The organism is Variovorax sp. P4_B11 (genome assembly GCF_056402355.1).
This window is the reverse complement of record NZ_JBFUHO010000021.1, coordinates 30,967-50,109: the sequence shown is the minus strand read 5'-3', so window position 1 is coordinate 50,109 and position 19,143 is coordinate 30,967. Positions and strand designations below refer to the sequence as shown.

The 19,143-nt window shown below is 68.4% G+C and carries 15 protein-coding genes; all 15 read left to right on the top strand.

Going from position 1 to position 19,143, the window contains the following annotated elements:
• Positions 1–15 precede the first annotated feature (15 nt).
• The 15 genes from AC1DYD_RS19490 to AC1DYD_RS19420 all read left to right on the top strand — a co-directional run bounded on the left by AC1DYD_RS19490 (position 16) and on the right by AC1DYD_RS19420 (position 19,016).
• Positions 16–2,061: a phospholipase D-like domain-containing protein gene (locus tag AC1DYD_RS19490; protein ID WP_478174398.1), complete on the top strand. Its 2,046-nt coding sequence runs from the start codon at positions 16–18 to the stop codon at positions 2,059–2,061.
• Between the two features lie 70 nt (positions 2,062–2,131).
• Complete coding sequence (locus tag AC1DYD_RS19485) at positions 2,132–3,706, top strand: tetratricopeptide repeat protein (protein WP_478174397.1); 1,575 nt, start codon at positions 2,132–2,134, stop codon at positions 3,704–3,706.
• On the top strand, positions 3,703–4,911 hold the full coding sequence (locus AC1DYD_RS19480) for an SEL1-like repeat protein (RefSeq protein ID WP_478174396.1): 1,209 nt from the start codon (positions 3,703–3,705) through the stop codon (positions 4,909–4,911). The genes AC1DYD_RS19485 and AC1DYD_RS19480 overlap by 4 nt, the downstream gene beginning before the upstream one ends.
• Positions 4,908–5,282 carry a hypothetical protein gene (locus AC1DYD_RS19475; RefSeq protein WP_478174395.1) on the top strand — a complete coding sequence of 125 codons (375 nt, stop codon included), beginning with the start codon at positions 4,908–4,910 and terminating at the stop codon, positions 5,280–5,282. The genes AC1DYD_RS19480 and AC1DYD_RS19475 overlap by 4 nt, the downstream gene beginning before the upstream one ends.
• Positions 5,269–6,654, top strand: coding sequence for a type VI secretion system protein TssL, long form (gene tssL / locus AC1DYD_RS19470; protein WP_478174394.1), 1,386 nt, complete (start codon positions 5,269–5,271; stop codon positions 6,652–6,654). Before AC1DYD_RS19475 ends, tssL begins: the two co-directional genes overlap by 14 nt.
• Positions 6,651–6,908: a PAAR domain-containing protein gene (locus tag AC1DYD_RS19465; protein WP_478174393.1), complete on the top strand. Its 258-nt coding sequence runs from the start codon at positions 6,651–6,653 to the stop codon at positions 6,906–6,908. Before tssL ends, AC1DYD_RS19465 begins: the two co-directional genes overlap by 4 nt.
• A gap of 20 nt (positions 6,909–6,928) precedes the next feature.
• Positions 6,929–11,137 (top strand): type VI secretion system membrane subunit TssM, encoded by a 4,209-nt coding sequence (gene tssM, locus AC1DYD_RS19460; RefSeq protein WP_478174392.1) that lies wholly within the window; start codon positions 6,929–6,931, stop codon positions 11,135–11,137.
• Between the two features lie 9 nt (positions 11,138–11,146).
• Entirely contained in the window at positions 11,147–11,887 is a 741-nt protein-coding gene (gene tagF / locus AC1DYD_RS19455; protein WP_478174391.1) for a type VI secretion system-associated protein TagF, read from the top strand.
• Positions 11,884–12,687, top strand: a complete 804-nt coding sequence (locus AC1DYD_RS19450; protein WP_478174390.1) for a TagK domain-containing protein — start codon at positions 11,884–11,886, stop codon at positions 12,685–12,687. Before tagF ends, AC1DYD_RS19450 begins: the two co-directional genes overlap by 4 nt.
• 27 nt (positions 12,688–12,714) lie before the next feature.
• A complete protein-coding gene (locus AC1DYD_RS19445; RefSeq protein ID WP_478174389.1) occupies positions 12,715–13,584 on the top strand; it encodes a type VI secretion system accessory protein TagJ in 870 nt (289 codons plus the stop codon).
• Positions 13,581–14,234, top strand: coding sequence for a type VI secretion system baseplate subunit TssE (gene tssE / locus AC1DYD_RS19440; protein ID WP_478174388.1), 654 nt, complete (start codon positions 13,581–13,583; stop codon positions 14,232–14,234). Before AC1DYD_RS19445 ends, tssE begins: the two co-directional genes overlap by 4 nt.
• 22 nt (positions 14,235–14,256) lie before the next feature.
• The gene (tssF, locus tag AC1DYD_RS19435) at positions 14,257–16,137 is read left to right on the top strand and encodes a type VI secretion system baseplate subunit TssF (RefSeq protein WP_478174387.1); all 1,881 of its coding nucleotides are present in this window, start codon (positions 14,257–14,259) and stop codon (positions 16,135–16,137) included.
• Complete coding sequence (gene tssG, locus AC1DYD_RS19430; RefSeq protein WP_478174386.1) at positions 16,134–17,273, top strand: type VI secretion system baseplate subunit TssG; 1,140 nt, start codon at positions 16,134–16,136, stop codon at positions 17,271–17,273. The genes tssF and tssG overlap by 4 nt, the downstream gene beginning before the upstream one ends.
• 25 nt (positions 17,274–17,298) lie before the next feature.
• Positions 17,299–18,381: a type VI secretion system protein TssA gene (locus tag AC1DYD_RS19425; protein ID WP_478174385.1), complete on the top strand. Its 1,083-nt coding sequence runs from the start codon at positions 17,299–17,301 to the stop codon at positions 18,379–18,381.
• Positions 18,382–18,398: 17 nt separating this feature from the next.
• Positions 18,399–19,016: a hypothetical protein gene (locus tag AC1DYD_RS19420; protein WP_478174384.1), complete on the top strand. Its 618-nt coding sequence runs from the start codon at positions 18,399–18,401 to the stop codon at positions 19,014–19,016.
• The last annotated feature ends 127 nt before the right edge of the window (positions 19,017–19,143 follow it).

The following is a 19,143-nucleotide window of genomic DNA, read 5'->3' as shown; positions in this document are numbered from 1 at the left end:
GGAGACGAATCACGCATGGCAACCTCACCCACCCACCGCACCGAAACCGTCCACATCGACGAGCAGAGCTGCCGCGCGACCGCGAGCATTCAGTGGCTGCTCGAGAAAGAAAGCCAAGCCGGCACCCATCGCATCACCAACAGCCACATCCAGATGCTCGTCTGCGGGGAGGAGGGCTTCCGCTCCATCGCCGGCGACCTGAACAAGGCCCAGCACTCGATCGACCTCGTGTGCTGGGGCTTCGACCCGGCGATGGAACTCGAGCGCAAGGGCAGCGAATGGCCCCGCGGCGAAACCTATGGCGACATTCTCAGGCGCCTGGCCACGCGCCAGGTCAACCCCGTGAAGATCCGGCTGCTGATCTGGTACGCGACGCTCGGCAGCCGGGTCCAGGACAACATGCCCGGCTATGTCAGCTGGCTCGGCAGCCGGACCTCCGACGAATGGAGCGCCACGGCCGCCGCCCTGGGCGGCGGCGTGTACCTGCCCTCGCCGCAGCACAAGAAGCCGCCGCTGGTGCAGCGCGCCGACCATTGCGTCGAGTGGTGGCGCTGGGCCTTCGACAAGCGCAACGCGCAACGCATCGAGATCATCGTGCGCAACGGCGACCCGGACAAGATCAGGGAGACCCTGGGCGTGGGGCATGACGCGATCGGCGAAGTCATCCAACCCAGCAGCCAGGGCCTGCCGCGCCTCAACGAAAAGAGCCTGCTCGAAGACAGCGGCACCCATCACCAGAAGACCGTCCTGATCGACTACCAGGCCGACGGCGGCATCCGGGCGGTCGGCTACGTCATGGGCCTGAACTCCATGACCGGCTACTGGGACACGCGCGAACATCAGTTCAACGACCCGCGGCGCGAGTACGACCAGGGCCGGGCCACCGAAACCGCCGAGCGCGTGGACAAGGCCCGCGGCGACGTGCGCCGGGTGCGTCTGGACCCCTACCAGGACTATGCCTGCCGCCTGCGCGGCGAGGCGCTCGAGTTCGTGCACCGCAACTTCGCCACCGCCTGGATGCGCGCGGGCGGCTCGGCCGTGGCCCTCCAGCCGGTGCCCGCCGAACTCAAGCGAGCGAAGTTCCCCGAGAAAGCCTCGCGCGTGCAGATCATCCGCACCCAGCCGGAGGAGGGCGACAAGACCATCAAGAAGGCGTACTTCCACGCCACCGAATTCGCGCGCAACTACCTCTACATGGAGAACCAGTACTTCCAGTACGAGCAATGGGCCAGCCACCTGAAGAGCATGCGGCGCAACTTCGCCGCCAAGATGCGCGAGTGCGGCGCCGGCGGGCCGTCGGCCGTGGGCATCCTGCACGCCTTCATCGTCATCCCGCGGCCGGAGCGCGCCCAGATGGTTCCGCGCACCTTCGACACCGTCAAGACCCTGGGGCGCAGCGACCAGATGCACGACGAGGACATCGAAGGCGTGGACACCGGCCAGTACCTGGAGATGAAGGCGGAGCGGGAGGCGCACGACCGATGGGCGCGCGAGTACGCCGTGTGGCTGAAGAAGTTCCAGCCCGGAGGCTGGATGTACGCACCGCCGCAACCGCCCCGGCCGCCCCAGACCAGCGAGGTCGGGCGCTACGAGGCCGGGATCAAGGAGCCCAGCGCGAAGGACCTGGATGACATCGGCCTGAAGGTGCTGATCGGCATGCTGGTGAGCTGCGACGACGGATCGAGCCAGCTCAAGCAGCGGGGCCCTGCCGACCGGTACCGGCAGATCTACATCCACAGCAAGCTGCTGATGATCGACGACGTCTTCTTCACCGTGGGCAGCGCCAACCTGAACCAGCGCAGCATGGCCGCGGACAGCGAGATCAATCTCGCGACCGAGGACCCGGAGAAGGCGCGGGCGCTGCGCAAGGATGTGTGGGGGTTGCATACGGGGGGGACGCAGGACGGAAGGGACGGGTCTCCACCGCAAATCGCCGACACGTTTGCGCAATGGCAAAAGTTGATGCGAAAAAACGATGAAGCAAAGGTGAAAGGGGAAGGACTCGAGGGCTTTCTCTGCACCTTTCGCGACAGCAAGTTCAGCTTTACGCGCTATGCATGAGCCGATCTTGAAGCGACTCGCCGTCGGCCTGCTCGCCGCCCTTCTAGCCTTTCAACTCACATCTTGCGACATGACCGCCACTGATCCGCTGCCCCGCCACCAGGCCCTGAAGGCCTTCGATCCACATCGCAAGGACTTCACGTGCAAGCACGAGGCCGACGGGGTGCCGCCGATCGATGCCGAGGCGGACCGGTGGAACGACGAGGCGCTGTACGTGACGCGCTTCGCGCTGTGGACCGAAGACCACGACTGGAAGAAGGCCGAGGCGCTGTGGCTCAAGGCGGCGGAGCGCCACCACTGGAAGGCGATGATGAACCTCGCGAGCCTGTACGAGGAGGGTGCGGGCGACGGCATGTTCAAGGCCGCCAGTTCCGTCGAACGCGATACGTACCATGCCGTGGCGATCGTCGAGGAGGCGATGCAGCTGGGCATCCCGGCGGCCTTCGACAAGATGGGCAATTACCACTCGCAAGGCACGGGTGGCGTGGTGCGCGATGGCAGTCGTGCGTGGGCCTTCTGGCAGATGGCGGCGGAGATGGGCAATCCGCAGGCGCTGACGCACATTGGCAAGGCGTTGCGCGGCACCTATGACAATCCGAAAGAGGGCGTGTGGGGCAACCGCATGATTGCGCTTCCGATGCTTGAATGCGCGGTGGCGCAGGGCTTTGGACAAGCAGCGTTTGAACTGGGTGTGACACTAAGCGGCACGAATTCGAACATCGGCGAAGACAATGTTCGTGCGCTTCAAGCACTTCACGAAGGGGTCAAGTTCGGCAGCGAGAACGCTGCGAACTATCTTTTTGGCACCTTCCAAGATGGTGATGCCATGGTCGGCCATGGCAAAGACCCCATTCGCGCGCGCCGCTACAAGACCCTCGCCGACGCCCTGTATCACAACCCCGACCTTCGCTTCCCCAACCTCGACAAGGTGATCCCCTTGCCCCCGGCGCCGCTGCCCGCGTGGGACGGCAAGCCCGAGAGCCTGGTCGAGGCGGCCAAGACCGTCCTCGCGGTCCCCGCGCCCAAGGCCACCCCAGGCGCGAGCCGCACGGGCCGCGCCCACATCCCGAATGGTTATGTGATCACCGGCAATGGCCAGCCCTCGCCCGACGAGAACCCATACAACCCCTACGGCCCCAAGCCACGCGAGGCGCGCGACATCGCGCATTTCACGGGCTACTGGCTGCCGCAGATCACGGTCTTGCGCAGCCAGTGGCAAGTGGACTGGAACGAGGCCCAGGTGCCCTGGCACTTCAAGCTTGGAGAGAAACTGCCCACATTGGCGGAACACATCCCGCCGGGCCACGGGTGGGTGATGTGGCACTACCAGGGCCTGCCCGAGCGTGCGGCGAAGGCGCCGAGCCATCCGTTCGTGCGCGCCGGCATCGTGCGCGAGGTGGCCGTGGACGGCAGCCCGCTGACCTGTGGCGCGGGCAAGCGCTGCCCGCAGACCGGCATCTGGGACGCCGTGGCGGCACCGGAGCATCCGCATCGCAGGACGCTCGCGAGCCAGTGGTGGCGCCAGGGCTTCTTCGAGGAGGGCGCACTGATGCCCGACGCCCGCGCCTGGGGCATGGAAGCCGAAGGACAGATCCAGTGGAAGCTGGTCGAGCCGGGTGCGTGGCCGATGGTGTTGCCGGTATGAAGCACTTGCTTGTTGGGACGGGCGGGGTCGTGGTGCGTCTCGCATGGCCCGTGGCGTTGGCGTGCGCGCTCACCGCCTGCGACAAAATGACCTTCACTGATCCGCTTCCCCGCCACCAGTCCCTGAAGGCCTTCGACCCGCACCGCAAGGCGTTCATGTGCAAGCACGAGGCCGACGCGGTGCCACCGATCGATGCCGAGGCGGACCGGTGGAACGACGAGGCCTTGTACGTGACGCGCTTCGCGCAGTGGATCGAGGACAAGGACTGGAAGAAGGCCGAGACGCTGTGGCTCAAGGCGGCGGAGCGCCACCACTGGAAGGCGATGATGAATCTCGCGAGCCTTTACGAGAGGGGCGAGGGAGATGGTGAATACAAGGCCGTCAGTTCGGTTGAGCGCGACACCTACCGAGCCGTGGCGATCGTCGAGGAGGCGATGCGCCTGGGCATTCCCGCGGCCTTCGACAAGATGGGCAACTACCACTCGCAAGGCACGGGTGGCGTGGTCCGCGATGGCAGTCGTGCGTGGGCCTTCTGGCAGATGGCGGCGGAGATGGGCAATCCGCAGGCGTTGACGCACATCGGCAAGGCACTGGCGGCGACCTATGACAACCCGGAGGAGGGTTTCTGGGGGAACATGCCTATTGCCATCCAGATGCTTGAGTGTGCCGTGGCACAGGGGTACGGGCAGGCGGCACTGGAGTTGGGAGTGAGCCTGAGCACCACGACGCCCGAGTTTCTGGATCTCAAACGCGCGCTCAAAGTTCTTCACGAAGGCGTGAAGTTCGGCAGCGAGAGAGCCGCGAACTATCTGTTCGGCACCTTTGACGATGGCGATCCCATGGTCGCCCACACCAAAGACCCCATTCGCGCGCGTCGCTACAAGACCCTCGCTGACGCCCTGTACCACAACCCCGACCTTCGCTTCCCCAATCTCGACAAGGTGATTCCCTTGCCCCCCTCCCCGCTGCCTGCGTGGGACGGCAAGCCCGAGAGCCTGATCGAGGCCGCCAAGACCGTCCTTGCGGTCCCTGCACCCAAGCCCACCCTAGGCGCCAGCCGCACGGGCCGCGCCCACATTCCCGACGGCCATGCGCGCGTCGGCCTCGGGCAGCCTGCCGCCGATGAGAGCGGCGCCGTCATCCCACGTCGCAAGGCGGGCTCGCCAGCCCTTCCCCTCGACCTTTTCCTGGAGCCCTTGTCTTGAAATCACCCGGCCATCTATGGATGTTCTTTGCGATGTTGACAGTGTCGACGGTCCTTCTGTTGTCAGGAGGCCTGAGCGCGTGCTCGGGTCGGGGCTCGGCCTGCAATGCTGAGGCCTGGGTGCTCGCCATCCTGGCCTCGGGCTGCGCCATGGTCGGTGTCTTCATCTGGGCCCTTGTCGCCTCTGCGCTGGCCGTCGGTCGCACACCTGATGGCGAGGCGGCCGTTGCCGACGGGTTGCACCCGAACGATGAGGACCTTGCCAGCCCTGCAGCCGTGAACCACGTGCCCGCGGATGCGCATGCAAGCGGGCAGTCGTTCATCCCCATTCAGTCATCTCTCCCTTCCATGGTTCCCAATGATAAAAAATGAGGATCCCGGCACCACGTCCGGCGCGAGCAACGAACATGCGCCGCAAGGTGCCGATGGCGCCAACGGCGCCGAACACAAGCCGACCCCAGGCTTGCCGCAAGCCGTGGCTCTCGCGCCCGAACCGCCTCAGGACGCGCGCCTTGCGGCCGTCAAGGCGGCCCAGAACCCTTTGCTCGAAGCCGCGCAGCCCTTGCTGCGCGCGCTCTGCGACATGCCCAAGGAACTCGCTGCCGATCGGGTCGAGGTGCTGCACCGTCTGCTGGTGCGCGAAGTCACCACCTTCCAGATGGTGTGCAGCAATGCCCAGATCCGGAACGAGCACGTGGTGGCGGCCAGCTATGCGCTGTGCACCGCCATCGACGAAGCCGCCAACCGCACCGCCTGGGGCGGCGGGGTGGGCGGCAGCACCGGCGTCTGGGCCCAACAGCAACTGGCGCAGAAGTTCCACGACGACCACAAGGGCGGCGAAAAGGTCTTCCTCCTCATCGGCCGGCTGGCGGCCTCGCCGCAGGAGCACATCGATCTGCTCGACCTGCTGTTCTTCATCCTGGCCCTGGGCTTCGAGGGCCGCTACCACTCGGGCGCCAACAGCCCGCGTCAGCTCGAAACCATCCGCCATCGGCTCTACGACATCGTGATGCGCGCACGCGGCGACGTGCCGCGCGCGCTGTCTCCGCATTGGAAGGGCGTGGGCGCGGGCAGGTTCCGGCTGCTGCGCACGGTGCCGGTGTGGGTCACGGTGTCGCTGCTGTCGCTGGGGCTGCTGGGGCAGTACGCCTGGTACAAGTACCAGCTCGTCCACAGCAGCACCGAGGTCGAGGCCAGCATCCGCGCCATCGGCGCGCTGCGCCCGCCGCCCGCGCCACCGGCGCCCGCACACAGGTCGCTGCGGCTCAAGGAACTGCTGGCGCCCGAGATCGCGCGCGGCAGCGTCAGCGTGGAGGAAGACGACGCGCACAGCGCGGTCAGCTTCAAGGGCGACGACATGTTCGTGCCGGGCCAGGCGCGGGTCAACGCCAGGCTGCTGCCCACGATCGCCAAAGTGGCCAGCGAGATCAACGAAGTCTCGGGCACCGTGCGCATCACGGGGCACTCGGACAACCGGCCGATCAAGACCCGCCAGTTTCCCGACAACCAGGCGCTCAGCGAGCAGCGCGCCGCCGCCGTGGCGGAGGTGCTCAAGGGCCGTGGCGTGGCGCTCGACCGCCTGGTGGTGGAGGGCCGGGGCGACTCACAACCGATGGCCGACAACGCGACGGCCGCGGGGCGCGCGCGCAACCGGCGTGTGGACATCGTGGTGACGCAGGGCGATGCGCCCGCGCCGACGAGCGGCCGCATGCCGCCCGGCAGCGACGCTGGAGCGAAGCCATGAGTCGAAGAGTGATCGTGGTCGGCGACGCCACCACCCATGGCGGCAAGGTGATCTCCGGCGCCGCCGACCACACGGTGCAGGACAGGCCCGTCGCCCGGCTTGGCGACGAAGTGGACTGCCCGTTGCACGGCGTCAACAAGATCGTCGAAGGCGAGCCGGGCTATGACATCGGCGGCCGGCCGGTGGCGCTCGAAGGGCACCGCACGGCCTGCGGCTCGGTGCTGATCGGCTCCGTCGACCAGACGGTCGGCTGAGCCACCCAGGACAAGTTCTCATGCAATACCTCAGATCCTTTCTCGCGTTCTTTTTCTCCCGCGCCATGCTGGCCTTCATCGCTCTGGTGGTGCTGGGGCTGGCGATCTGGTTCGTCGGCCCGCTGATCGCGGTGGACGGCCTGCGGCCGCTGGCAGGGGTCGGTGTGCGCGTCAGTCTTCTGGTGCTGCTGCTGGCCTTCGCGATCCTGTCGCTGGCCTCCGCGCCAGTCAGCCTCGCGGGCGTGGCGGCCCTGTGCCTGCTGACCTGGCATGCCGGGCCGCTGCTCTCGCTGGGCGCGGCGCGACCGCTCCAACCCGTGTGGGTGCGCGCGACGGTGATCGGCGTGATCGTGGGGCTCTGCGCGGTCTACTGGCTCTACAAGCTGTGGCAGGCCGTCAAGGCGGACCCGGGGGCGATCGCCAAGTTCTTCACCGCCAAGTCCGAGAAAGAGAAGCTCCGGCAGGACACCAAGGAGCAGCTCAAGAGCGTCACCAGCGTGGTCCAGGGAGCGCTCGCGCAGCTCAGGAACCTGCGGGGCACCGGTGGACTGCGTCGTCTCTTCGAAGGCAAGCGCTACCTGTACGACCTGCCCTGGTACATGATCGTCGGCAGCCCCGACGCCGGCAAGACCACTGCGCTGCTGAACTCGGGCCTGCAGTTTCCGTTGGCGCGCAAGATGAGCGGGCCTTCGGGCAGCGCGGCTTTCGCATCCGGCGCCGGCACGCTGAACTGCGACTGGTGGCTCAGCAACGAGGCGGTGCTGATCGACACCGCGGGCCGCTACACCACGCAAGACAGCGACGCCGCCAACACCATCGAGTGGCGCGGTTTTCTGGGCCTGCTGCGCAAGCACCGCACGCGCGCGCCGATCAACGGTGCGATCGTGGCGCTCAACACGGCCGAGCTGCTGCGCAGGACCGACATCGAGCGCCGGCAACACGCCGGCATGGTGCGCGACCGGCTGGCTGAGCTGCGCCAGGAACTGGGCATCCGCTTTCCGGTGTACGTGGTCGTCACCAAGACCGACCTGCTGAGCGGCTTCTCGGAGTACTTCCAGTCGCTCACCAGCGAAGGTCGCGCCCAGACCTGGGGCTTCACGCTGCCCTATGAGGGGCTCAAGGGCAGGCCGCAGAACTCGGCCGCCGACTTCGCCGCCCGGCGCGACGCCCTGCGCACGAAGCTCGGCGCCGAGTTCGGTCTTCTCGTCGGCCGCCTCCATGAAGGACTGCGGACCCGGCTGAACGAGGAATACGACATCGACCGTCGCCATCGGCTGCTGGGCCTTCCGCAGGAGTTGCAGGGCCTGATCCAACCCCTGGTCGAGGCGATCGACGAGATCTTCCTGGATTCGCGCTACGACACCACGCAACTGCACAACACGCTGCGCGGCGTGTACTTCACGAGCGGCGCGCAGGCCCTGAAACCCGTCTTCGCGGACAAGAGCACGCTGATGCAGCGCCTGTGGCAAAGCCTGGAGCTCGCGGGCCGCGCCTCGCCGGGCAAGGACAAGGAGGCGCCGGCAACGGCGCCGGCGCCGGCAGCCGATCCGGCCGAAGGGGCCGAGCAGGGCGGCGCATCGCCAGACGCCGAGGCATCGTCCACCGTGACGCAGCCTGCAAAGGCGGCCGCGAGCGTGCCGATCGTCAGCGTCGCCGCGGGCCCGGAGCGGATCGTCACCGATGCCGAGCGCGGCAAGCAGGGCTTCTTCCTGCAGGACCTGCTCACCAAGGTGATCATCCCCGAGGCTCATCTGGTGCGTCCCAACCTGCGCTGGGAATTTCGCTTCCGCCTGCTGCGCCTGCTGGGCCATGCGCTGGCGGTGGTGGTCTTCCTGTGGCTGGCCGGTGCGCTGACCTTGAGCTTCGGCCACAACAAGGACTACCTGGCGACGGTGGGCCAACGGGCCCAGGCGCTGATGGGCCAGGTGCGCGCCCTGTACGCCAGCTTCAAGCCCACCGGCGTGCCCGACGTGCTCAACGGCGCGCGCGAGCTGCCGGGCCACCCGGGCTTGGACGTCGACAACCCGCCGCTCAGCCATCTCTACGGCCTGTACAGCGTGCCGCCGGTGCTGGAGGCTTCATCCCAGACCTATGCCCAGCTGCAGGACCACATGCTGGTGCCCGCCATCCTGCAGCGCATGGAGGCCGTGCTGGCGCAGAGCGTGCGCGACCAGGACGCGAAGAGCGCCTACGAAACCCTGCGCGTCTACAAGCTGCTGCACGACAAGGAGCGCTTCATGAGCGGCGGCGCGCGCGACGTGCGCGACTGGGTGCTCAAGGACTGGGAGACCACGGAGAGCGCCGCCGCCTTCGGTGGCCGCGCCTCGATGGTGGGCCATGTGCAGGCCCTGTTCTCGGGGCAGCGCCCGGTGCAGTCGGCTTCGCTGCCGAACGAGGCGCTGGTGCGCCAGGTGCAGAGCTTCCTGAACAGCAACACCTCCACGCAACGCGTCTACGAGCGCGCCAAGGCGGCCATGCGGCAGCAGGCGCCCGAAGAGTTCACGCTGGTGCGCGCCGTGGGGCCGCAGGCGGGCACGGTGTTCTCGCGCGTGGATGGCCAGCCGCTCGAGAAGGGCGTGCCCGGCATGTTCACCTACGACGGCTACCACGCGCTCTTCAGCAAGCGCCTGCCTGAATTCGTGGCGCGCGCGCTGGGCGACGATGCCTGGGTCATGGGGCAGGGACATGCGGCCTTCGCACTGGACGGCCTGAAGAAGGGCGCGGCGGACGAGCCGGCAGACCGGCTGCGCCACAGCGCCTTGCTGGAGGACGTGCGCCGCCAGTACCTGAACGAGTACGCGAGCGAATGGGGGAGCTTTCTCGATTCGATCCGCACCGTCGGCGGCAGCGAGGTCACCGGCACCAGCCTGGGTTTCGACCTCAGCGTGCTGCGCCTGCTGGCCGCGCCCGATTCGCCGCTGTCGCGGCTGGCGCGCGCGGCGGCGCGCGAGACCACGCTCTCGCGTCCGCTCGTGGTGCAGGCGCAGCAGGAGCGAAGCTTTCTCGACAAGGCGGCTGACGAGCTCGACAAGAAGACGCGCGAGATCGGCAAGAACTTCGGCATCCGCGCAGAGGAGCGGCTGGAGCGTGAGATCGTCGACAACCGTTTCGCCGCGCTGCGCGAGGTGGTCACGGGGCAGCCCGACATCGCGCTGAGCTCGGGTGTGGGCTCCAGCAGCGCCAAGCCCGGGCTCGAAGCCATCTCGGGCCTGATCAACGAGTTCTACACCACGCTGGTGGTGGCCGACACGGCGCTCACGGCCGGCAGCCTGCCGCCCAGTGGCGCCGAGGTGGGCGCCCGACTGAAGCTGGAGGCCGGCAAGTTGCCGGCGCCTTTTCGGGAGGTGCTGACGGCCCTGGCCGACAGCGGCGGCGGCAAGGTGGCCGAGGGCTCGGCCGGCATCCTGCGCAAGCAGGCGCAGGCGCAGCTCGACCGCATCATGGGCCTGATGGCGATGCAGGTCAGCGAGCCCTGCCGGCGCGGCGTCGAAGGCCGCTATCCGCTCGCGGCCGTGGCGGAGGACGCTTCGATCGAGGACTTCTCGCAGGTGTTCGCGGCCGGCGGCGCGGCGGACGAATTCTTCACCAAGTACCTGGCGCCTTTCGTCGACACCAGCGTGCGGCCCTGGCGCTACAAGCATCCCGACATGGCCAACGCGATGGTCGGCGCCGAGGGCGTGGCCAACGGCACTGCGCCGCAGCCCGCGACTGCAGGCCCGACCCTGCTCGGCGAGTTGCTGAAGCTGCTCGCACAGAGCGGCCCCAACCTGGATGCCTTCTACCGTGCGCGCCAGATCCGCGAGCTGTTCTTCCGCGACGCGGCCGGCAAGAAGTTCGCCTGGAAGATGGAGCTGAAGGTGATGGAGCTGGAGCCCAGCGTCACCGATCTCATCATCGACATCGACGGCCAGGGCCTGCGCTATGTGCATGGCCCGGTGCAATCCTTTGCCGTGAGCTGGCCCGGACCGCGCGGTGGTTCGACGGCCGAGCTGACCGCCAATCCACGCATCTCGGGGGCGACGTCGACGGTGCAGGCCCATGGGCCCTGGGCCTTGTTCCGATTGCTCGAAAAAGGCCGCATCGTCAGCACCGCCACGCCCGGTCGCCTGAGCGTCGAGTTCCAGTTCGACGGCCGCAAGGCGCTGCTCGACATCCATTCGGGCAGCCAGCCGAATCCGCTCAACAGCGATGTGCTCAAGGGCTTCCGCTGCCCGGGCCGCTTTGCCTGAGCCGGCGCCATGCTGCAACGCTTGATCGCGAACGCTCTCGTTTCGCCGCCTGCCCTCTGGGGCAAGCTGCGCGGCCATGCCGACTTCGTGCGCAGCGGCGTGCGGCACGGCGAGATCGAAGGCTGGCAACCCTGGTTGGCCCGGCATGCCGACATGGCGGCGCTCGACCTGAAGAGCGCGCTGCCGGTCGCTTTCGTGCTGCCTCCGGGCACCCTGGCCTTCGCGCCGACGCACTTCGTGCTCGGTGTGGTCATGCCTTCGGCCGACCGGGCGGGGCGCCGCCATGCACTGCTCGTGTATCAGCGCGCGCATCCGGCCTGGATGCGCGGGCATTTCGAAGCCCATGCCCGGCAGCCGCGCGACTGGCTGTTCTGGCTGGCGCTGGCGGTCGCTCGCCACACCGGGGAGCGCGGAGCGGCCGAGTTGCGGCCCCTCGAGCGCTCGGTGCAGGCGTTGTGGCGGTTGCACGCGCCGGGCTGGCGCGAGCTGGGCGCGCGCCGTCGGTGCCGCGAACTCACCGACTCGGAGTGCCTCCGCGCGATGGCGCTGCTCGACAGCACGGCCGGCCCCGCATCGCCCGACGACCCCGCGCAATACCTGAGCGGCGCCCGCTACCACCTGTCGTGGGCCGACTGGCCCGCCCGCCTGCTTCATGACGAGGCGGACTGTGTGTTCTGGCTGCAGGACGCCCACGGCGGATTCGTCCACGCGGCGAACCGGTTGACAGACCTCTGGAGCATCGAGCCATGAACAGCGCCCCATCACCCCTTCAAACAGAAGAAGCCGCAAGTGCCGCGGAAGAAGCCTTCGATCTGCGCGACCTCGCGCCGTCCGGCAACCCGGGGCCGGCGCAAGCCTTCGACGCTCCCTTCGGCGTGCTCGACATCGCCGGGGCCCTGCCGCGGCCTGTGGCCGATCCCCTGGCCGAGTTGCTGGGTGAGCGGCCGCTACGGCCTGCCGCAACGCCTTTGGACATCACGCGCCTTGCGCATGTCGCAGCGGAGGGTCAGGCGCTGGCGTCGTCGGCCGCGGACCCCACTGCGCTGCAGCTGTCGGAGCCCGACTTGTTCGACGGTCTGCATGCGGAATTCGCCCGCGTGGTGCGCGATCCGACCCGTCTCACCGGGGGTGTCGATTGGGAGGGCGCATCTGCGCCCGAAGGTCCGACCGCACCCAGCATGGAGGAGCTGAGCCGGGACGGGGAGAAGTACCCCATGGTGTGCGACATCGTGCAGTCGCGCGCGGGCATCGACAAGGTGCTCGACAGCTTCGATCCGCTGGGCCGGCCGATCTCTCTCGATGACGAGGCGCCCCAGGAGCTGTTGCGGCTTTTTGCACCGGAACTGATGCACGGCAGCCAGCCCGCCATCCCGAGCCTGACACGGCGTGAGCATCACACGCTGTCGCCCGACAGCCACATGTCGACGCTCGACGCGCGAGCTGACGGCAAGGCGTTCGAGGGACAGCAGGAACCTCGGGCAAAAACGACCCAGGTCGTCGCGCCGAACGAATCAGCGGGTCTTGACGACCTCGACAGGCCATCACTTTGATTGACTTCTGAGCCCACCACGCATTCCATGAATCCATCCAGTTCTTCGCGCGCTGCGCCGGGCACTTCCCAGTCTTTCCGCGACTGGTCCCAGGCCCACCCCCTGTCCGAATCCCTGTCTCGCGCCGAAGCCGAGGTGCGCACCAGGCCGCAGGCCTCGGACGCCCGCTGGCTCCTGTTCGAACTGCTGTGCCTGCTCGGGCAGTGGGAGCGTGCCCTCAAGCAATTGCAGACTTGGGCGACCCTCTCGCGCGACAACGAGAGCACGGCGCATGTGATGCGCGGGCTGATTCGGGCCGAGCATCAGCGCATGGAAGTCCTGGCGGGTCGCGCCGAGCCCGCAACGCTGATCGCCAGCGAGCGTCAGGTGCCTGCTTGGGTGGCAGGGCTGGCCGAGGCCTTGAAGCTGGCAACCGGTGGCGACCCGGCGGCCATCGAGGGCGGCGATCGGGTCCGCGAGGCGGCGCTAGCACAGGCGCCCGACGTGCCGGGTGCGAGCAACCTGCGACTCTCCTTCGCCTGGATCTCCGACTCCGACACGCGCCTGGGGCCGGTGTGCGAAGTGGTCCTGGCCGGCGCCTACCGCTGGTTGCCTTTCGACGACCTGAGGTCCGTCACCAAGGCCGGCCCCGCGCGCCTGCTCGACCTGGTCTGGTCCCAGGCCGACCTGGTGCTGCGCGACGGCTCGCCGCTCAAGGTCTACATGCCGATGCGCTACCCGGTCCATGCGGGCGACCGCGATGCGCTGCTGATGGCGCGCGAGACGGTCTGGTCCGATGTCGGCCGCACCGGCGTGCTGGCGCGCGGCCAGAAGATGTGGACCACCGATGCCGGCGACATGGCTTTGCTCGATCTGCGCCATTGCGAGTTCGGTGCCGTGGGAGGGCAGGGCGAATGACGCACGCTGAAGCCCCCGACGCCGACACCGAGGCCTCGCCCGCGCCCGCGCTGCCTCGCGCCGGCGGTGCCTACCGCGCGCACCCGGTCCACCCGGGAATCCGCCTTCCGCGACCGCCCGACGAGCGCGCGGTGCGCACCCACGCGCAGTTGCTGCCGACGCTCTTCGATCGCCTGCGCGACGATGCGCCCGGCCGCGCCGGCGAGCGGCCGTCCGACTACACAGTCACGCCCGGCCAGATGCGCGACATCGTCCAGCGCGACCTGGCCTTCCTGCTCAACACCAGCAACGCCGAAGACCTGATCGACCGCGCGCGTCACCCCGAGGCGGCGGCCTCGACCGTCAACTTCGGCGTGCCGCCGCTCGCCGGCAGCTACATCTCCGAGCGCAAGTGGGCCGACATCGAAGTCATCATCCGGCGCGCCATCACCGACTACGAGCCGCGCCTGCTGCCCGGCAGCATCAAGGTCTCGCCGCTGATGAAGGAGGGCGCGAGCGAGTCCTACAACGTCCTCTTGTTCGAGATCCGCGCCATGATCAATCTCAAGCCCTACCCGCTGGAGCTCACCGTGCAGAGCTTGGTCGATCTCGAAACCAACCGCATGAGCGTCACCCTGCCGTTGCGCGCCTCGTCGCGCGCCTCGGGCTGAACCGCAGCCCTGCTGGAACCCTATGGACCCCGACCTTCTCGACTACTACAACAAAGAGCTCGTCTACATGCGCGAGGCGGCGGCGGAGTTCGCGGCTTCGCATCCGAAGATCGCCCGGCGGCTGGGCATGCACGGCGTGGAGGTCGACGACCCCTACGTCGAGCGGCTGATCGAATCGTTCAGCTTTCTCTCGGCGCGCATGCAGATCAAGCTCGATGCCGAGTTCCCGCGCTTCACGCAACGGCTGCTGGAGGTGCTGTACCCCAACTACCTCAGCCCGACACCGTCGATGGCCGTGGCGCAACTGAATCCGAGCGTGACCGAGGGCGATTTCACGCGCGGCTTTGCGGTGCCGCGCGATACCGCCTTTCATGCACGCGTCCCTGCAGGCGAGGAAACGCCCTGCGAGTTCCGCTCCAGCCAGGACGTGATGCTGTGGCCGATCGAGATCGTCGATGCCCGGCTGACGGGCGCCCCGCCCGACATCCCTGCGCTCGAACGCTATGTGCCGCCCCACGTGCAGGTGACGGGCGCCTTGCGCCTGCGCCTGCGCACGGTCGGCGAACTCACTTTCGATGCGTTGAAGGGCCTCGACCGCCTGCCGGTCTATCTGCAGGGCAACGAGCAGGTGGCCTCCCATCTGTTCGAACTGCTGCACACCTCGGCGGTCGCCACCTTCACCGGCGTGCCGGGACAGTTGATGCAGCGGCCGCACGTCGTGACCGAGGGTGCACTGGTGCACGAGGGACTCGATCCGGGGCAGGGACTGCTGCCGTTGGAATGGAACACCTTCCACGGCCACAACCTGCTGCACGAGTACTTTGCCTGCCCGGAGCGCTTCTACTTCTTCACGCTGACGCAACTGGCCCCGGGCCTGTCGCGCGTGGCGGGCAAGGAGGCCGAACTGCTGATCCTGCTGACCCGGCCGCCGGGCGCGCTGGCCGGCCTGGTCGATGCCGGCCAGTTCGCGCTGTTCTGCACGCCGGTGGTCAATCTGTTCGAGCGCCGCACCGACCGCATCGAACTCAACACCGCGGAGCCGGAATTCCACCTGGTGCCCGACCGCTCGCGCCCGCTCGACTTCGAGGTCTATGCGGTCAAGGGCATCGCGGGCCAGCAGGCGCAGACCACGGCCGCGATGGACTTCCGGCCGCTCTACCAGACCCTCAACGAGGACGAGGGCAACTACGGCCGCTACTTCTCGGTGCGCCGCGAGCCGCGCCTGGCCTCCGACACCTCGCGCAAGTACGGCACCCGCACGCCCTACGTCGGCACCGAGGTCTTCGTCTCGCTGGTCGACCAGAACGAGGCGCCCTATGCCGACACCATCCGCTATCTCTCGGTCAAGGCGCTGCTGACCAACCGCGACCTGCCGTGCCTGGTGCCGCGCAACGGCAAGACCGACCTGGCCGTGGCCGAGTCGATCCCGGTGGCCGGCGTGGGGCTGATCCGGCCGCCGAGCACGCCCAAGTCGCCGTTCGCCCAGCGCGAGATCGCCTGGCGGCTGATCCGCCAGCTCGGCTTCAACCACCTGCCGCTGGCCGACCTGCCGCACCGCGAAGGCGCGCAGGCGCTGCGCGACATGCTGCGGCTGTTCGTCTCGATCGACAACGACGTGCAGCGCCGCCAGATCGAGAGCCTGGTGGGGTCGCGCATCGAGCCCGTCACCCGGCGCCTGCCTGGCGCCGGCCCGCTGATCTACGGCCGCGGCGTGCGCTGCATCCTGAGCGTGGACGAGCAGGGCTTCTCGGGCACCAGCCCCTATCTGTTCGGGCTGGTGCTGGAGCACTATCTCGCGCGGCACGTCAGCATCAACGTGTTCACCCAGACGGTGCTCGAGTCGATGCAGCGCGGCGCGGTCGCGCGCTGGCCGGTGCGCATGGGCGGGCGAGGGGTGGCATGAGCGGCCCGGCCCTGCAAGAAACGCTGGAGCGGCTGCGCCAGGCGCCTTGGAAGTTCGGCTTCACGGTGCTGATGCGCCGCTTCGGTGCGCTGCATTCCGAGCTGCCGCCCATCGGGCGGGCCAGCCGCCCGCAGCAGGAGCGTTTCAGGCTCGGCCAGACCGCGGCGCTGAGCTTCGCGCCGCGCGAGATCGCCGAGGTGGCGCTGCCGGGCGCGAGCGTGCCGTCGCCGGGGACCGGCAGTGCGCCGGCGCGCACCGGCAACAACCCGGCGCTGCCGATGGTGCGGTTGTACGGGCTCGGGCTGCTCGGGCCCAACGGGCCGCTGCCGCTGCACTACACCGAACTCGTGCGCGACCGCACCGAGAACCACCGCGACAGCACGCTGGCCGACTTCCTCGACCTCTTCCATCACCGCTTTCTCACGCACATGTACCGGGCCTGGGCACAGAGCCAGGCGGCGGCGGGACTCGACCGTGCCGACGACGAGACCTTCAGCCGCTACATCGCGCGGCTGACCGGCCACGATCCGCTCGAGATCCGGGATTCGGTGCTGCCTGCGCACGCGCGCCTGGCCGCCTCCACCCACCTGAGCCGCGAAGCGCGCAACCCCGACGGCCTGGCCTCCACGCTGGCGCGCTTCTTCGCGGTGCCGGTGCAGCTGCAGGAATTCGTGATGCACTGGATCCGCATCGATGCCGAGGACCAGACCCACCTGGGCTTGCCACGCACCTCGAGCGTGATGGGCCTGGGCGCCATCGCCGGCGAGGTGGTGGCCGATCGCCAGAACAAGTTCCGGCTCGTGATCGGGCCCTTGAGCCTCGAGCAGTACCTCCGCTTCACGCCGCAAGGCAAGGACTTGCCGATGCTGGTCGAGTGGGTGCGCGGCTTCATCGGCTTCGAGTTCGTCTGGGAGGTCGAACTGCGCGTGCGCAACGACAGCGCGCCGCCGGCTCGCCTCGAAGACAAGGAGAAGCTCGGCTGGTCGACCTGGCTGGGCGGCTCGGAGGGCGCGGGGGTTGGCGTCGTGCACGGCCGGCCGGGAGTCGGCGGCCCCGACTACGCGGTCGGCATGGTGTTCGAGCCGGAGGAGTACATCGGCCTGCGTAGCTGCCATGGCCCCACCAGCATTCAGTGAGCTCACTTCATTCCATTCCAGATCCATGATTCACGCTTCCGATCCCTCGAACCCGCCAGCGGCCACAGTCCCCGACTGGCTGCAGCCGATCAGCAGCACCCAGCCCTGTGGCGCCAGCCTGGAATACGACGCCGAATACGCGGTGCTCCTGTCGCGCATGACGCCGCGCGGCGAAGCGCAGTACGGCAAGTTCGTCGGCACGTACGATGCGCCCAATTGGGCCGAGATCGAGCGCGACTGCCGTCGCCTGCTGCTGCGGACCAAGGACATCGGCCTGTTCGTGTGGCTTTGCCGCGCACGCGCGCGCCAGAGCCAGGCCGCGGGGTTGGCCCAGGTGCTGGCCATGCTGGAGGCCGCATTGCGCACCTGGCCCGACGCCATTCATCCGCAACTCGTGATCGAGGGCCAGGCCGACCCCGAGGTGCGCGCCAACGCGCTGGCTGCGCTGGTCGATCCCGAGGGATTGATGAGCGACGTGCGCGAGATCGTTGTCGCCTCCAGCACCGCCTTGCGCCTGACGGTGCGCGATGTCGAGCGGGCCTTTGCCGTGCCGCGGCCCGCCGATGCGCAGAGCCCGGAGTCGGTGAGCCAGCAGTTGCTTGCGCTGCATGCGGCCGCCGGGCGGGATGCGCAGGCGCCCGTGAAGCTGTTGGCGCAAGCAGCGCAGCATGCGCGCGAGATCGATGCCTGGACCAAGGCCCATCTGGGCGACGTCGCGCCCTCGCTGCAGCCGCTGGTTCGATTGCTGGACCTGTTCGTCACACCGGAGATGGCGAACGCCGCCACGTTGGAGAACGCGTCGGCGGATGTCCGGGCGGCGCCGCACGAGGGAGGTGGGCGCGCGGACGCCTCGGCGTCGACCGATCCGGGGACCTGGTCGCGGTCCGGCCAAGGCGCCGCGACGCGCGTCGAGATCCTGGGCCGCATCCGCTCGGCGCGCGAGTGGTTCGAAACGCATGAGCCGAGCAGCCCCGTGGCCGTGCTGCTCAAGCAGGCCGAGCGCATGGTAGGCAAGCGCTTCTACGAGGTGGCCGACGCGATCCCCTTGGACCTGCTGAAGAAATGGGAGTTGGAAGATGACACAGCTGGTGAAGGAGCCCAAGCATGAGTGATTGGGGTCAGTTCATGGCCATCCTCTGGTTCGGGTGCCTGCTGGCGGTCCTGACAGGGGCCTCGGTGGTGGCATGGTGGTGCGTGCGCCGGCTCCGAGCCGCATTCGGCGAGCAGATCCGGCTGGCGCTGCGGGATCTGCCGGCATCGGCGCAAGGGCGGCCGCAGCCGGTGGACGCGCCGGGACGCAACGCGGACGTCGCCCAGGCCGTGCGCCAGGCCATCCAGATCGAGCTCGAGTTTCAGGAACGGCAGCAGGCGGAACGTGATCAGGCCCGAGCGGAGGAACTGCGGCGCTGGCAGGCGGATCAGGAGGAGCGCCGCGCCGAGGAGTTCCGCGCCTTGCTCCATGTGATGTCTGCCCAATCGGCGAAGGGGCCGCTGCCGAGTGGCGATGCACAGCGTGCGGCGCCGCGATCGCAGGTGTCATCAGCGCCAGCCACGTCCGCACGGCCGCCCGAGCTGATGCAGACGCCGTTGCCACGCCCTCGGCCCGCGTTCGAGCCCGAAGCGCCTGCGGTCGAACTCAGTGACGCAGAGATCGATGCGCTGCCGGCTGAAGTTCCGATGGCAGTCCGGCCCCGAAAGCGGATCTTGCCGGCACCGACACGGCCCGTGTTGCGCGACCTTTGAAGCGCCGGCGGCACTTTCGGACTTTTCCCTTGGCGCGTTCCGAACGCCCTCGCTTCGCTTCCCCGCCATTCGAAGTGAAATGGATGCGCCCAAGAAAAGCCGCCGCGCCTCAGGGCGGGATGCGTGA

Excerpts from the sequence above, each read along its gene's own strand:
- AC1DYD_RS19490 (WP_478174398.1), top strand. The coding sequence starts at position 16 with ATGGCAACCTCACCCACCCACCGCACCGAAACCGTCCACATCGACGAG.
- AC1DYD_RS19485 (WP_478174397.1), top strand. The coding sequence starts at position 2,132 with ATGACCGCCACTGATCCGCTGCCCCGCCACCAGGCCCTGAAGGCCTTC.
- AC1DYD_RS19480 (WP_478174396.1), top strand. The coding sequence starts at position 3,703 with ATGAAGCACTTGCTTGTTGGGACGGGCGGGGTCGTGGTGCGTCTCGCA.
- tssL (WP_478174394.1), top strand. The coding sequence starts at position 5,269 with ATGATAAAAAATGAGGATCCCGGCACCACGTCCGGCGCGAGCAACGAA.
- AC1DYD_RS19465 (WP_478174393.1), top strand. The coding sequence starts at position 6,651 with ATGAGTCGAAGAGTGATCGTGGTCGGCGACGCCACCACCCATGGCGGC.
- tssM (WP_478174392.1), top strand. The coding sequence starts at position 6,929 with ATGCAATACCTCAGATCCTTTCTCGCGTTCTTTTTCTCCCGCGCCATG.
- tagF (WP_478174391.1), top strand. The coding sequence starts at position 11,147 with ATGCTGCAACGCTTGATCGCGAACGCTCTCGTTTCGCCGCCTGCCCTC.
- AC1DYD_RS19450 (WP_478174390.1), top strand. The coding sequence starts at position 11,884 with ATGAACAGCGCCCCATCACCCCTTCAAACAGAAGAAGCCGCAAGTGCC.
- AC1DYD_RS19445 (WP_478174389.1), top strand. The coding sequence starts at position 12,715 with ATGAATCCATCCAGTTCTTCGCGCGCTGCGCCGGGCACTTCCCAGTCT.
- tssE (WP_478174388.1), top strand. The coding sequence starts at position 13,581 with ATGACGCACGCTGAAGCCCCCGACGCCGACACCGAGGCCTCGCCCGCG.
- tssF (WP_478174387.1), top strand. The coding sequence starts at position 14,257 with ATGGACCCCGACCTTCTCGACTACTACAACAAAGAGCTCGTCTACATG.
- tssG (WP_478174386.1), top strand. The coding sequence starts at position 16,134 with ATGAGCGGCCCGGCCCTGCAAGAAACGCTGGAGCGGCTGCGCCAGGCG.
- AC1DYD_RS19425 (WP_478174385.1), top strand. The coding sequence starts at position 17,299 with ATGATTCACGCTTCCGATCCCTCGAACCCGCCAGCGGCCACAGTCCCC.
- AC1DYD_RS19420 (WP_478174384.1), top strand. The coding sequence starts at position 18,399 with ATGGCCATCCTCTGGTTCGGGTGCCTGCTGGCGGTCCTGACAGGGGCC.